This is a genomic window from Streptococcus sp. 27098_8_69, assembly GCF_041432445.1.
Taxonomy (GTDB): Bacteria; Bacillota; Bacilli; order Lactobacillales; family Streptococcaceae; genus Streptococcus.
The window spans coordinates 25,252-39,990 of record NZ_JAPVZO010000004.1; the positions used below are offsets into that span (position 1 = coordinate 25,252).

Below are 14,739 nucleotides of genomic sequence, written 5' to 3' on the forward strand. Positions count from 1 at the left end.
TAACAGCTCACAAGTATACAAGACTTTATTTGATTTTCATGGACTGAATTTTTTCAGGGTCGGGTGTAACACGGAGGGTCTTTTGCCCAGTATAGGTGACAAAACCAGGTTTTCCACCAGTTGGTTTGTTGAGTTTTTTAACTTCAATCATATCCACCTGAACGAGATTGGAGAGACGTCCTTTTGAAAAGTAGGCAGCGAGTTCCGCTGCGTCTGTTTTTACCTCATCAGTCGGATTGAGATTGCCTGAGATAACAACATGACTTCCAGGGATGTCCTTAGCGTGGAACCAGAGTTCTTCTTTACGGGCCATCTTAAAGGTCAATTCCTCGTTTTGTAGGTTATTGCGCCCCACAAAGATGATCGTTTTTCCATCACTAGCTAGATACTGCTCAGGTTTCTGTCGTTTTTGGATTTTTTCCCTTTGTCTTCTGCGGATAAATCCAGTTTGGATTAATTCTTCTCTAATTTCAGCAATTTCATCGAGTCCGGCTTGATTGAGTACCGTTTCGACACTTTCTAGATAGAGAATGGTTGCCTTGGTTTCTTCAATCAGATCAGTCAAGTATTTAACAGCTTCTTTTAATTTCTGATAGCGTTTGAAGTAGCGTTGAGCATTTTGGTTTGGAGTTAAAGCCTTATCAAGTGCAATCGTGATAGGCTGGTTGGTGTAGTAGTTTTCCAAAATGACTTGATCTTGATCATTGGGAACTTGATGAAGGAAAGTGGTTAGTAACTCACCTTTTTGACGAAATTCTTCTGCATTTTCGGTAGCCAGAAGTTCTTTTTCTTGTTTCTTTAGTTTTTGACGATTCTTTTGTAGTTCGTTTTCGACGCGACGTATGAGTTCGCTAGCCTGCTGTTTCACTCGGTCACGTTCGGCTTTATCCTTATAATAGATATCAAGTAATTGTGAAAGACTGTCAAAATTCTCCGCTGTTTTACTAGAAAAAGGCACACAAGAAAAGGATTTATCTGTTAGGCAAGGGTTGGTTTCTTGTCCAAAGAAGTTCCGGAAAGTGGCTAGTTTATCATTAAGCAGTTGTCTTTCTAACTCGGTTGATGTATCTCTTCCCAAACCCTGAAAGAGGTTTTGAAGATTTTTAGCAGTTAACTCTTGGGTTTGTAGAATCTCAAAGAGTTTTTCGTCCTTGACCATAAAAGGATTGAGAGCTTCTGTACTTGGAGGAGCGATATAAGTAGCACCTGGTAATAAGGTACGGTAGCTATTTTGAGAGAAACCGATATGCTTGATAACTTCAAGAATTTTGTGACTAGACTTATCTACAAGGAGAATATTGCTATGTTTGCCCATAATCTCGATAATAAGCGTGGCCTGGATATGGTCCCCAATCTCGTTTTTATTGGAAACCGTGATTTCCACGATACGATCGTTTTCAATTTGTTCGATTGACTCGATAACTGCTCCTTGAAGATACTTTCTCAATACCATAATAAAAGTAGATGGCTGAGCAGGGTTTTCAAATGTTGATTCTGTTAACTGGATGCGTCCAAAAACTGGATGGGCAGACAGGAGCAAACGATGACTTTTACGATTGCTACGGATTTGCAGGACCAGTTCTTGGTCAAAGGGTTGATTTATCTTTTGGATGCGACCATTTAGTAGTTCAGTTCGCAATTCCTCAACCATGTGGTGTAAAAAAAATCCATCAAATGACATGGTTCTCTCCTCGTGAATGTATTCCATAGTATTATATCAAAAAGGTAGAATAAAATCATAGAAATGTGATATAATAAAGTCAAGTAAAGAGAATCGAGAAGCACATGTATATTGAAATGGTAGATGAAACTGGACAAGTTTCAAAAGAAATTTTAGAACAAACACAGGAAATTTTAGAATTTGCTGCAAAAAAAATTGGAAAAGAAGACAAGGAAATGGCGGTCACATTTGTGACCAACGAACGAAGCCATGAACTCAATCTAGAGTTTCGTGATACCGATCGTCCAACAGATGTTATCAGTCTTGAATATAAGCCGGAGTTAGAGATTGCCTTTGATGAGGAAGATCTGGAAAATGATCCCGACTTGGCAGATATGATGTCAGAATTTGATGCTTATATCGGTGAGCTTTTCATTTCCATTGATAAGGCACATGAGCAAGCTGAGGAGTACGGTCATAGTTTTGAACGTGAAATGGGCTTCTTGGCAGTGCACGGCTTTTTACACATTAACGGCTATGATCACTACACTCCCGAGGAAGAAGCGGAGATGTTCGGTTTACAAGAAGAAATTTTGACAGCCTATGGACTCACAAGACAATAAACGAAAATGGAAAAATCGTGACCTAATCTCCAGTTTAGAATTTGCCATTACAGGGATTTTTACTGCGATTAAGGAAGAACGTAATATGAGAAAGCATGCAGTGACGGCTCTTGTAGTCATTCTTGCAGGTTTTGTTTTTCAGGTGTCACGAATCGAATGGTTATTTCTACTTTTGAGCATTTTCATGGTAGTAGCTTTTGAGATTATTAATTCAGCTATTGAAAATGTAGTAGATTTGGCTAGTCACTATCACTTTTCTATGTTGGCAAAAAAAGCTAAAGACATGGCAGCTGGTGCTGTGCTTGCGGTTTCTCTTTTTGCCGCTTTGACAGGTGCACTCATCTTTCTCCCACGGATTTGGGATTTATTATTTTAAACAGTAAGAGGAAATTATGACATTTAAATCAGGATTTGTAGCCATTTTAGGGCGACCAAATGTAGGGAAGTCAACTTTTTTGAATCACGTTATGGGGCAAAAGATTGCTATCATGAGTGATAAGGCGCAGACAACGCGCAATAAAATCATGGGGATTTACACCACTGATAAGGAACAAATCGTCTTTATCGATACCCCTGGAATTCACAAGCCTAAGACAGCACTCGGAGATTTCATGGTGGAATCAGCCTACAGCACTCTTCGTGAAGTAGATACTGTTCTTTTTATGGTTCCTGCTGATGAACCACGTGGGAAGGGCGACGATATGATTATCGAACGACTCAAGGCTGCTAAGGTTCCTGTAATTTTGGTGGTCAATAAGATTGACAAGGTTCACCCAGATCAACTCTTGGCTCAAATTGATGATTTCCGTAATCAGATGGATTTCAAGGAAATTGTTCCGATTTCAGCCCTTCAGGGAAATAACGTTTCTCGTCTAGTCGATATTCTCAGTGAAAATCTTGAGGAAGGTTTCCAATATTTCCCTGCGGATCAAATTACTGACCATCCAGAACGATTCTTGGTTTCTGAGATGATTCGTGAAAAGGTCTTACACTTAACTCGTGAAGAAATTCCACACTCAGTTGCAGTAGTGGTGGACTCAATGAAAAGAGACGAGGATACAGACAAGGTTCATATTCGAGCAACTATCATGGTCGAACGTGATAGCCAAAAAGGGATTGTCATCGGTAAAGGTGGTGCCATGCTCAAGAAAATTGGGACTATGGCCCGTCGTGATATCGAGCTTATGCTAGGGGACAAGGTTTTCCTAGAAACTTGGGTCAAGGTTAAGAAAAACTGGCGAGATAAGAAGCTAGATTTGGCTGACTTTGGCTATAATGAAAAAGAATATTAAGAAGAGGTGGGCAGTAGCCTGCTTCTTGTTTTTAGAGAAGGAGGAGTTATGCCTGAATTACCTGAGGTCGAAACGGTTCGACGAGGTCTTGAAAAACTGATTCTAGGGAAGAAGATTGCTAGTCTTGACATTCGTTATCCTAAGATGATTAAGACAGATTTGGATCAGTTTCAGAAAGAATTGCCTGGTCAAGAGATTCAATCGATGGGGCGCCGTGGCAAGTATTTACTTTTCTTCCTGACAGATAAGGTCTTGATTTCTCATCTACGGATGGAAGGCAAGTATTTTTATTATCCAGGTCAAGCCCCTGAACGTAAGCATGCCCATGTTTTGATTCATTTTGAAGATGGAGGCACTCTAGTCTACGAGGATGTACGCAAGTTTGGCACTATGGAATTGCTTGCTCCTGAACTCTTAGATGCTTACTTTGTATCTAAAAAGCTTGGACCAGAACCTACTGAACAAGATTTTGACTTAGAGATTTTTAGAGGTGCCTTGAAGAAATCTAAAAAGCCTATCAAATCACATCTTCTCGATCAGACTTTGGTTGCTGGATTGGGGAATATCTACGTGGATGAAGTTCTCTGGAGAGCGAAAGTTCATCCTTCTAGAACTTCTAAAAGTTTAAGCGCCCAAGAGGCTAGAAAAGTCCATGATCAAACCATTGAAGTTTTGGGGCAGGCTGTTGAGAAAGGCGGTTCAACCATTCGCACCTATACCAATGCATTTGGCGAAGATGGGACCATGCAAGACTTTCATCAAGTCTATGATAAAGCTGGACAAGCTTGTTCACGTTGTGGATCCATTATCGAAAAAATTCAACTCGGTGGTCGTGGAACCCATTTTTGTCCAAAATGTCAAAGGAGAAAGTGATGAGAAAAATTATCGGAATCACTGGTGGTATTGCATCTGGGAAGTCCACCGTCACAAATTTTCTAAGACAAAAAGGGTTTGAAGTGGTAGATGCGGATGCTCTTGTCCACCAACTTCAAAAACCTGGTGGACGACTTTTTCAGATTTTAGTAGAGCATTTCGGTGAAAAAGTCCTTCTAGAAGATGGGGAACTGAATCGTCCATTACTAGCCAGTCTTATCTTTTCTAACTCTGAGGATAGAGAATGGTCTAAAGAAACTCAAGGACAAATCATCCGTGAAGAATTGGGCTCTTTGAGAGACAAGTTATCTCAGACTGAGGACGTGTTTTTCATGGATATTCCATTGCTTTTTGAACAGGACTATGCTTCATGGTTCGATGAAACTTGGCTAGTTTATGTAAGCCGAGATACCCAGCTGGATCGCTTAATGAACCGTGATCAGTTATCCAAAGAGTCAGCTGAAACTCGTTTAGCTTCACAGTGGCCTTTAGAAGAAAAGAAGAAATTTGCTACTTATATATTAGACAATAACGGCAGTCGAGAGCAGCTTTTGAGTCAAGTAGTGACCTTACTTGAAGGAGGCGATGCCCATGCAAGAGATTAGCTGGAAGGATAATCTTCGTATTGCTTGGTTTGGTTGCTTTTTAACAGGAGCCAGCATTTCTCTCGTTGTTCCTTTCATGCCTATTTTTGTCGAACAGTTAGGAATTGAAGGAGATCAAGTTGCCTTTTATTCAGGTTTAGCTATATCAGTCTCAGCCATTTCTGCAGCCTTTGTATCACCAATTTGGGGTATCTTAGCAGACAAGTATGGTCGAAAACCCATGATGATTCGTGCAGGGCTAGCCATGACTATTACTATGGGTGGTCTGGCCTTTGTTCCAAACGTTTTCTGGCTCTTGTTCTTACGCTTTCTTAATGGTGTTTTTACAGGATTTGTACCTAATGCGACAGCTTTAATTGCTAGTCAAGTCCCCAAAGATAGGTTGGGATACGCTCTAGGGACTTTATCAACTGGTGTTGTCGCTGGAACTTTGACTGGTCCCTTTGTCGGTGGTTTCATTGCCGAAATTTTTGGCATTCGAAATGTCTTTTTATTGGTTGGTGGTTTCCTGTTCTTGGCTGCTATCTTAACCATTCTTTTTATCAAAGAAAACTTTCAACCAGTGCCAAAAGAAAAAGCACTCCCTACAAAAGAGCTCTTTACTTCTGTTAAATATCCTTTTCTCCTGATAAATTTATTTCTAACTAGCTTTGTGATTCAATTTGCTGCCCAATCTATCGGTCCTATCCTTGCCCTGTATGTACGAGATCTGGGACAGAAAGAGAACCTTCTTTTTGTCTCTGGCTTGATTGTATCCAGTATGGGATTTTCAAGTATGATGAGTGCAGGTATCATGGGTAAATTAGGTGATAAAGTGGGCAATCATCGACTACTTGTCCTAGCTCAGGTATATTCAGTTTTTATATATCTATTATGTGCAAATGCGACTAGCCCATTCCAATTAGGCTTCTATCGTTTTCTATTTGGTCTGGGAACAGGAGCTCTGATCCCTGGTGTCAATGCTCTCCTAAGCAAAATGACTCCTAAAGTTGGCATTTCAAGGGTATTTGCCTTTAATCAAGTCTTCTTTTATCTAGGAGGAGTGATAGGTCCCTTAGCAGGATCAGCAGTAGCGGGACAATTTGGCTATCACTCAGTATTTTATGCAACAGCTCTTTGTGTAGCTCTCAGTTGTTTATTTAACCTTATCCAATTTAGAACATTATTAAAAGTGAAGGAAATCTAGTGCGAGTAAAAATCAATCTCAAATGCTCCTCTTGTGGCAGCATCAATTATCTAACCAGTAAGAACTCCAAAACCCATCCAGACAAGATTGAGGTCTTAAAGTATTGTCCTAAAGAAAGAAAAGTGACTCTACATCTTGAATCTAAGTAGAAATTATGGTAGAATAATAGGGATTTTAAGGAGTTTGATATGTATAACCTATTATTAACCATTCTATTAGTATTATCTGTTGTGATTGTGATTGCAATTTTCATGCAACCAACTAAAAACCAATCTAGCAATGTATTTGATGCCAGTGCAGGTGATTTGTTTGAACGTAGCAAAGCGCGTGGTTTTGAAGCTGTGATGCAACGTTTGACAGGAATTTTAGTCTTTTTCTGGCTAGCCATTGCCTTAGCATTGACGGTATTATCAAGTAGATAAGAAAATAATGGGCGAGACTAGGTCTTTGCCTATTTTTATTTTTAAAAGAAATAAGGTTTTACACCAAAAAGAAAATATTATAAATCTAGAAAGTAAACATGAAAGATAAAATAAAAGAATATTTACAAGAGAAGGGGCGAGTGACTGTAAATGACCTAGCTCAAGCTCTCGGAAAGGATAGTTCTAAAGACTTCCGTGAGTTAATCAAAACCCTTTCCTTGATGGAACGTAAGCACCAGATTCGCTTTGAAGAAGATGGCACTCTAACCCTAGACCAAAAGAAGAAGCATGAGATTACCCTAAAAGGGGTTTTCCATGCCCATAAAAATGGGTTCGGTTTCGTGAGCCTAGAAGGAGAAGAAGACGATCTTTTTGTTGGAAAAAGTGATGTTAACTACGCTATTGATGGTGATACGGTTGAGATTGTGATCAAGAAAGTTGCTGACCGTAACAAAGGAACTGCTGCAGAAGCAAAGATTATCGACATCCTAGAACACAGTTTGACGACGGTTGTTGGTCAAATCGTTCTAGATCAGGAAAAACCCAAATATGCAGGTTATATCCGTTCTAAAAATCAGAAAATTAGTCAACCGATTTATGTGAAGAAGCCAGCTCTCAAGTTAGAAGGGACAGAAGTTCTCAAGGTATTTATTGATAAGTACCCAAGTAAAAAACACGATTTCTTTGTCGCGAGTGTTCTCGATGTGGTGGGGCATTCAACAGATGTCGGAATTGATGTTCTTGAAGTTTTGGAGTCTATGGACATTGTCTCAGAATTTCCAGAGGCTGTTATCAAAGAGGCAGAAAGTGTGCCTGATGTTCCATCTAAAAAGGATATGGAAGGCCGTCTGGACTTGAGAGATGAGATTACTTTTACCATTGACGGTGCTGACGCCAAGGACTTGGACGATGCGGTGCATATCAAGGCCTTGAAAAATGGAAATCTGGAACTCGGAGTTCATATAGCAGATGTTTCTTACTATGTAACTGAGGGGTCTGCCCTTGATAAGGAAGCCTTAAATCGTGCGACCTCCGTTTATGTAACAGACCGGGTGGTTCCAATGCTTCCAGAACGCCTTTCGAACGGTATTTGTTCCCTCAATCCTCAAGTCGACCGCTTGACTCAGTCTGCTATTATGGAGATTGATAAACATGGTCGTGTTCGTAATTACACTATTACTCAAACTGTTATCAAGACAAGTTTCCGTATGACCTATAGTGATGTAAATGACATCTTAGCAGGTGACGAGGAGAAGAGACAAGAATATCAGAAGATTGTTCCAAGTATTGAGTTGATGGCTAAACTCCATGAGACTTTGGAAAGTATGCGAATTAAGCGTGGTGCTTTAAATTTTGATACCAATGAAGCTAAGATTTTAGTAGATAAAAAAGGCAAGCCAGTTGATATCGTTCTTCGTCAGCGTGGAGTTGCGGAGCGTATGATTGAGTCCTTTATGTTGATGGCTAACGAAACAGTTGCGGAGCACTTTAGCAAGCTGGACCTACCTTTTATCTATCGTATTCATGAGGAACCTAAAGCTGAAAAAGTTCAGAAATTTATTGATTACGCTTCAAGTTTTGGATTACGTATCTATGGAACTGCCAGTGAGATTAGTCAAGAAGCCCTTCAAGACATCATGCGTGCTGTAGAAGGTGAGCCATATGCGGATGTATTATCCATGATGCTTCTGCGTTCGATGCAGCAGGCTCGTTATTCTGAGCATAATCACGGTCATTATGGATTAGCTGCAGACTATTACACCCATTTTACCAGCCCAATTCGTCGTTATCCTGACCTCCTTGTTCACCGGATGATTCGTGACTATGGACGTTCTAAGGATGTAGCGGAACATTTTGAACAGGTTATCCCTGAGATTGCTACTCAGTCTTCTAACCGTGAGCGCCGTGCCATCGAGGCAGAGCGTGAAGTCGAAGCTATGAAAAAAGCTGAATACATGGAAGAGTACGTTGGTGAAGAATATGATGCAGTTGTTTCAAGTATCGTTAAATTTGGTCTTTTTGTTGAATTGCCAAATACAGTCGAAGGCTTGATTCACATCACAAATCTACCCGAATTTTATCATTTCAATGAGCGTGATTTGACTCTTCGTGGGGAGAAATCAGGAATTACTTTCCGTGTGGGACAGCAGATACGTATTCGTGTTGAAAGAGCGGATAAGATGACTGGTGAGATCGATTTCTCCTTTATCCCAAGTGAATTTGATGTCGTTGAAAAAGGCTTGAAACAGTCTGGTCGTAAGGATAGAGGTCGTCGTTCAGATAAGAAGGAAGACAAGAGAAAATCAGGACGCTCAAATGATAAGCACAAGCATTCACAAAAAGACAAGAAGAAAAAAGGAAAGAAACCTTTTTATAAGGAAGTAGCCAAGAAAGGAGCTAAGCATGGCAAAGGGCGAGGGAAAGGTCGTCGCGCAAAATAAAAAGGCGCACCACGATTATACAATCGTAGATACGCTGGAAGCAGGAATGGTCCTGACAGGAACTGAAATTAAGAGTGTTCGAGCTGCTCGTATCAATCTGAAAGATGGTTTTGCCCAAGTGAAAAATGGGGAAGTTTGGCTGAGCAATGTGCATATTGCACCCTATGAAGAGGGGAATATCTGGAATCAGGAACCCGAACGTCGTCGTAAACTCCTCCTTCATAAAAAGCAAATCCAGAAATTAGAGCAAGAAACAAAAGGGACAGGGATGACACTAGTTCCTCTGAAAGTTTATATTAAAGATGGTTATGCTAAGTTACTCTTAGGCCTTGCAAAAGGGAAGCACGATTACGATAAACGGGAGTCAATCAAGCGACGTGAGCAGAATCGCGATATTGCGCGCGTGATGAAAGCAGTCAACCAACGATAAAAAGAGGAATGAAGATGGAAAAACTAGTTGCCTATAAACGTATGCCTTTGTGGAATAAACAAACTATGCCTGAAGCTGTTCAGCAGAAACACAATACCAAGGTGGGGACTTGGAGCAAGATTACTGTTTTAAAAGGAACTCTCAAGTTTATTGAATTGACAGAGGATGGTGAGGTTCTAGCTGAACACCTCTTTGAAGCAGGGGCTGACAATCCCATGGCGCAACCACAAGCCTGGCACCGCGTAGAGGCTGCTACAGATGATGTGGAATGGTACTTGGAATTTTATTGTAAACCTGAGGATTATTTCCCTAAAAAATACAATACCAATCCTGTTCATTCAGAGGTTCTAGAGGCCTTGCAGACAGTAAAACCTGGACGAGCCTTGGATTTGGGTTGTGGTCAAGGCCGCAATTCCCTCTTTCTAGCCCAACAAGGTTTTGATGTGACAGCCGTGGATCAAAATGAATTATCTCTTGAAATCTTGCAAAGTATTGTGGAGCAGGAAGATTTGGACATGCCTGTTGGTCTTTACGATATCAATTCAGCTAGCATCGGGCAAGAGTATGATTTTATCGTCTCGACAGTTGTTTTGATGTTTTTGCAAGCAGATCGCATTCCTGTAATTATCAAAAATATGCAAGAGAAAACTACTGTTGGTAGCTATAATCTTATCGTTTGTGCTATGGATACGGAAGATTATCCTTGCTCAGTGAACTTCCCATTTACTTTTAAGGAAGGTGAACTGGCAGACTATTACAAGGACTGGGAATTAGTTAAGTATAATGAAAATCCAGGGCATCTCCACCGTCGCGATGAAAATGGTAATCGTATCCAACTACGCTTTGCGACCATGTTGGCGAAAAAGATAAAATAATCCAATAAAACGAATAGAGGATATAAAAATCTTCTATTCGTTTTTCTATATAAAGACTTGAGGGTGAATTATTATAATTATGCTATACTAGAAGTGTAGACAAAAAATAAAAGTTTATACTCTTCGAAAATCTCTTCAAACCACGTCAGCTTCGCTTTGCCGTACTCAAGTACAGCCTGCGGCTCGCTTCCTAGTTTGCTCTTTGATTTTCATTGAGTATAAGTAGCTAAAAGTTTTATGGATATTTTCAAATAATTAAAAGTTTCCATACCAATAAACAATATTTATGTAGGGAGGTAGTAGCATGACCAGTTTGCTAGTAGAAATCTATGATCGCCATTCCTTAGAAAAAAAATGTTTATCCAGCCTTCGTGAGTGACTGTGACGAGATCCTATTTCTTGCTAGGAAAAAAATCTCCGAAGAAGAAAAGTTATCATTAAAACATTTTTTGACGAATCAAGTCCCACATATAAAAGAGGTTCATTTTAGGCAACTAAGTCTTGAAAATCTAGCAGAGAATCTGGATACTATCCTCACAAATGACAAACAAATAACCTTTGATGTTTTTGGAAGTGACTCTTTACTAGCTCTATCTCTTTATCAGTATGCTTTGGACAGAAAGATACAACTTCTTGCAATAGATGTTGAATATGGTCTACAGTATGACTGGAAGTTTGGGGAATTGGAGAAAAAGGCCCTGTTGGTTCCAACTCTAACCATCCAACAGTTGATTGCCCTACGTGGTGGTAAACTACTAAAGTCCAAGCAACCTTTCCATACTCCTAAACAGATTACTGCCATTAAAAAATTGGCAAATAGCGCCCTCTCAAATCCAGAAAAATGGTTAAAAGTAACTCAATTTTTTGCTCTGGCAAAGACAAGTAATCTTCATTCTGAAACAGGAAAAGTGCTAGAGAATAATGGGAAACGGTATTCTTACCCTAAATCTATCATTTCCTTATTAACTGATGCTGACTTGCTCCATATTGAAGAGGAAACTTCTAATCGTGTTAGTTATACTTTTTCTACCCCCGAAGCCCAACTCCTTTGTCGTAGCAAAGGTCACATTTTAGAATTGTATCTCTATCTTTTAGCGCTAGAGTCAGAGTATTTTGATGAATGTATGATTGGGGCTGAAATAGATTGGAATGGTATTTTCCCTGAGGCTGATAATGTACAAAATGAGATTGATGTCGTCCTTCGTAAAGGTCGGTCCATTGTTTTTATTTCCTGTAAAATGACAGACTTATCAGTAGAGGCGATTAATGAATTAGAACTTTACGCCAACCATTTTGCTGGGGAAAGTTGCCTAAAACTAATTGTTTGTTCTGGAAAAATAAATCCAGCATATATGAATCGTTGCCATGAGTACGGAGTCCTAGTCATAAAAAATGATCAGATTTCTAACATTATTCCGATGTTAGAAAAGAAATTAAAAAGAAAAAAGGGATAGAATTCCTCTCTTAATTCGTTAAATAATTCTTGAAAAGGCGGGTTTTCCCAGTCTTTTTCTTATCCTTTTCGAATAAAGTAGAAAAGGGGGTATATATGTTTTTAGCCAGAGATGAAGAAGGAAGCCTAGTCAATGCCTTGGAGGATAAATTAGTTAAACAAAGCTATACTTGTCCAGCTTGTGGGACTAATGTTCGCTTGAGAAAAGGGAAAAATGTACGTACTCATTTTGCCCATGTATCCCTCAACCAGTGCGGCTTTTCCTATGAAAATGAGAGTTTAGAGCATCTGGAAAATAAGGTTGCCCTTTTTAATTGGACGCTGAAGAATGATAAGGCCGAGCTTGAATGTCCCATTCCCCAGCTAAAACAAATTGCAGATATTTTAGTCAATAAACAGCTTGCCTTAGAAGTTCAGTGTAGTCCTATTTCTCGCCAGCTTTTGGAGGAGAGAAGCCTGGGCTATCGAAAAAATGACTACCAAGTACTTTGGCTAGTCGGTCAAAAACTTTGGTTAAGGGAACGTTTGACTCAGCTCCAAAGAGATCTACTTTCCTTCAGTCAAAATATGGGCTTTCATCTGTGGGAATTAGATCAGCAAAGGGGCATGCTACGCTTGAAATATATGATCCATCAAGATTTGAAGGGGAATCTTTATTATCAAATAAGGGAATTTCCATATGGGCAAAGGAATCTCATAGAGATTTTACGGCTTCCTTACCAGAAGCAAAGAATAGCAAGTATGGATGTATCACAAGATGAAACGATTTGCGACTACATTCGCCAACAGCTCTATTATAAAAACCCTTACTGGATGAGAAAACAGGGGGAGGCTTATGCACAGGGAAAGAATCTACTAAATTTGGATGTTCAAGACTGGTATCCCCAAGTAAGGCCTATAGAAAAAGGCCATTTTTGCCAGATAACTGTAGATTTGCAGGGCTATTACGACAATTTTCAGGCCTATTATCAACAAAAACCAAAAACTGACACACAAAAGCTCTATCCACCTGCCTTTTATCAGCAATATTTCTTAAAAAATATGGTAAAATAGAAAGGATGGAGGAAACTTATGGTATTACAACGAAATGAAATCAATGAAAAAGATACATGGGATTTATCAACGATCTTTGAAACTGACCAGAAATGGGAAGAAGAACTCGCCCTTTTAACGGAAGATACAAAACAAGCAGCTAGTCTTGAAGGACATCTCTTGGATAGTGCAGAAAGTCTTCTTGATATTACAGAGCGTTATCTGGACTTGAGTCGTCGCCTTGAAAAACTTTATGTCTATGCACACATGAAAAACGATCAAGATACACGAGTTGCTAAATATCAAGAATACTATGCAAAAGCCATGACTCTTTATAGTCAACTTGATCAAGTCTTCTCTTTCTATGAGCCTGAATTTATGGCTATCACAGAAGAGCAGTATCAAAACTTTTTAGCAGAAGAACCAAAACTCCAGCCTTATAAACACTTCTTTGATAAACTATTGCAAAATAAGGACCATGTCCTTTCACAACGTGAAGAAGAGTTGCTTGCAGGTGCTGGTGAAATCTTCGGTGCTGCTAGTGAAACCTTTGCTATTTTAGATAATGCAGATATTGTATTTCCATTTGTTAAAGATGAAGATGGAAATGAAGTACAATTGTCACACGGCGTTTATATGCGCTTGGTAGAATCTAAAAATCGTGAGGTTCGTCGTGGAGCTTATGAAGCCCTCTATGCTACTTATGAGCAATACCAGCACACTTACGCTAAAACCTTGCAGACCAATGTTAAAGTGCAAAACTACCGTGCAAAAGTTCGAAACTATAAGAGTGCGCGTGAAGCAGCTCTTGCAGCAAACTTTGTGCCAGAAAGTGTTTATGATAATCTAGTATCTGCTGTTCGTAAGCATTTGTCGCTCTTGCATCGTTATTTGGCTCTTCGCTCAAAAATCTTGGGTATTCCAGACCTCAAAATGTATGATGTCTATACACCATTGTCTTCAGTGGAATACAGCTTTACTTATGAGGAAGCCTTGAAGAAGGCAGAAGAAGCTTTGTCAGTTCTTGGTGAGGATTACTTGAGCCGAGTTAAACGTGCCTTCAGCGAACGTTGGATTGATGTGTATGAAAATCAAGGCAAGCGTTCAGGTGCATATTCTGGCGGTTCTTATGATACCAACGCTTTTATGCTCCTTAACTGGCAAGATAACCTAGATAATCTCTTCACTCTCGTACATGAGACAGGTCACAGTATGCATTCAAGCTATACGCGTGAAACACAGCCTTATGCATACGGAGATTACTCAATCTTCTTGGCAGAAATTGCTTCAACTACTAATGAAAACATCCTGACAGAAAAATTATTGCAAGAAGTTCAAGATGACGCAACACGCTTTGCGATTCTCAACAACTTCTTGGATGGTTTCCGTGGAACAGTATTCCGCCAAACTCAATTCGCTGAATTTGAACATGCTATCCACCAAGCCGATCAAAATGGTGAAGTCTTGACAAGTGAGTTCCTAAACAATCTCTATGCTGACTTGAACCAAGAATATTATGGCTTGAGCAAGGAAGATAATCCTCAAATCCAGTATGAGTGGGCTCGAATTCCTCATTTCTACTATAACTATTATGTATATCAATATTCAACAGGTTTTGCTGCAGCTTCAGCCTTGGCTGAAAAGATTGTTCATGGTAGCCAAGAGGATCGTGATCGCTATATCGACTACCTCAAAGCAGGGAAGTCAGACTATCCACTCAATATCATGCGTAAAGCGGGCGTTGACATGGAAAAAGAAGATTACCTCAACGATGCCTTTGCAGTCTTTGAACGCCGTTTGGATGAGTTTGAAGCCCTTGTTGAAAAATTAGGATTGGCATAAGGCAG

At 39.7% G+C, this 14,739-nt stretch carries 14 protein-coding genes and 1 pseudogene; 14 read left to right on the forward strand and 1 reads right to left on the reverse strand.

The annotated features are described in order from the left end of the window. Window positions 1-25: 25 nt before the first annotated feature. A complete protein-coding gene (locus O3658_RS02520) occupies window positions 26-1,681 on the reverse strand; it encodes an NFACT family protein (RefSeq protein WP_371559151.1) in 1,656 nt (551 codons plus the stop codon). A 104-nt stretch (window positions 1,682-1,785) separates the two neighbouring features. Here O3658_RS02520 and ybeY point away from each other — a divergent pair, with 104 nt between their 5' ends. The 14 genes and pseudogenes from ybeY (at window position 1,786) to pepF (ending at window position 14,734) form a co-directional block, all read left to right on the forward strand. Then, on the forward strand, window positions 1,786-2,283 hold the full coding sequence (gene ybeY, locus O3658_RS02525; RefSeq protein WP_000275150.1) for an rRNA maturation RNase YbeY: 498 nt from the start codon (window positions 1,786-1,788) through the stop codon (window positions 2,281-2,283). Then, window positions 2,264-2,659, forward strand: a complete 396-nt coding sequence (locus O3658_RS02530) for a diacylglycerol kinase family protein (RefSeq protein ID WP_371559152.1) — start codon at window positions 2,264-2,266, stop codon at window positions 2,657-2,659. Before ybeY ends, O3658_RS02530 begins: the two co-directional genes overlap by 20 nt. Before the next feature lie 16 nt (window positions 2,660-2,675). After that, window positions 2,676-3,575: a GTPase Era gene (gene era, locus O3658_RS02535; protein WP_045763311.1), complete on the forward strand. Its 900-nt coding sequence runs from the start codon at window positions 2,676-2,678 to the stop codon at window positions 3,573-3,575. A gap of 48 nt (window positions 3,576-3,623) precedes the next feature. Continuing rightward, entirely contained in the window at window positions 3,624-4,448 is an 825-nt protein-coding gene (gene mutM, locus O3658_RS02540; protein ID WP_371559153.1) for a DNA-formamidopyrimidine glycosylase, read from the forward strand. Further along, the gene (coaE, locus tag O3658_RS02545) at window positions 4,448-5,053 is read left to right on the forward strand and encodes a dephospho-CoA kinase (RefSeq protein ID WP_371559154.1); all 606 of its coding nucleotides are present in this window, start codon (window positions 4,448-4,450) and stop codon (window positions 5,051-5,053) included. Before mutM ends, coaE begins: the two co-directional genes overlap by 1 nt. Beyond that, entirely contained in the window at window positions 5,040-6,239 is a 1,200-nt protein-coding gene (locus O3658_RS02550) for a multidrug efflux MFS transporter (protein WP_371559155.1), read from the forward strand. The genes coaE and O3658_RS02550 overlap by 14 nt, the downstream gene beginning before the upstream one ends. Further along, window positions 6,239-6,388, forward strand: a complete 150-nt coding sequence (rpmG, locus tag O3658_RS02555) for a 50S ribosomal protein L33 (RefSeq protein ID WP_001809104.1) — start codon at window positions 6,239-6,241, stop codon at window positions 6,386-6,388. The genes O3658_RS02550 and rpmG overlap by 1 nt, the downstream gene beginning before the upstream one ends. A gap of 39 nt (window positions 6,389-6,427) precedes the next feature. Then, on the forward strand, window positions 6,428-6,661 hold the full coding sequence (gene secG, locus O3658_RS02560; protein ID WP_000282514.1) for a preprotein translocase subunit SecG: 234 nt from the start codon (window positions 6,428-6,430) through the stop codon (window positions 6,659-6,661). A 98-nt stretch (window positions 6,662-6,759) separates the two neighbouring features. Then, window positions 6,760-9,102, forward strand: coding sequence for a ribonuclease R (gene rnr, locus O3658_RS02565; protein ID WP_371559156.1), 2,343 nt, complete (start codon window positions 6,760-6,762; stop codon window positions 9,100-9,102). Then, window positions 9,065-9,532, forward strand: coding sequence for an SsrA-binding protein SmpB (gene smpB, locus O3658_RS02570; protein WP_001051742.1), 468 nt, complete (start codon window positions 9,065-9,067; stop codon window positions 9,530-9,532). Before rnr ends, smpB begins: the two co-directional genes overlap by 38 nt. A 14-nt stretch (window positions 9,533-9,546) precedes the next feature. After that, on the forward strand, window positions 9,547-10,407 hold the full coding sequence (tehB, locus tag O3658_RS02575; RefSeq protein WP_371559157.1) for an SAM-dependent methyltransferase TehB: 861 nt from the start codon (window positions 9,547-9,549) through the stop codon (window positions 10,405-10,407). A 304-nt stretch (window positions 10,408-10,711) separates the two neighbouring features. Further along, a pseudogene (locus tag O3658_RS02580) lies at window positions 10,712-11,861 on the forward strand (hypothetical protein). 95 nt (window positions 11,862-11,956) lie between these two features. Next, a complete protein-coding gene (locus tag O3658_RS02585) occupies window positions 11,957-12,913 on the forward strand; it encodes a competence protein CoiA (RefSeq protein ID WP_371559158.1) in 957 nt (318 codons plus the stop codon). 18 nt (window positions 12,914-12,931) lie between these two features. Then, window positions 12,932-14,734: an oligoendopeptidase F gene (pepF, locus tag O3658_RS02590; protein WP_371559159.1), complete on the forward strand. Its 1,803-nt coding sequence runs from the start codon at window positions 12,932-12,934 to the stop codon at window positions 14,732-14,734. The last annotated feature ends 5 nt before the right edge of the window (window positions 14,735-14,739 follow it).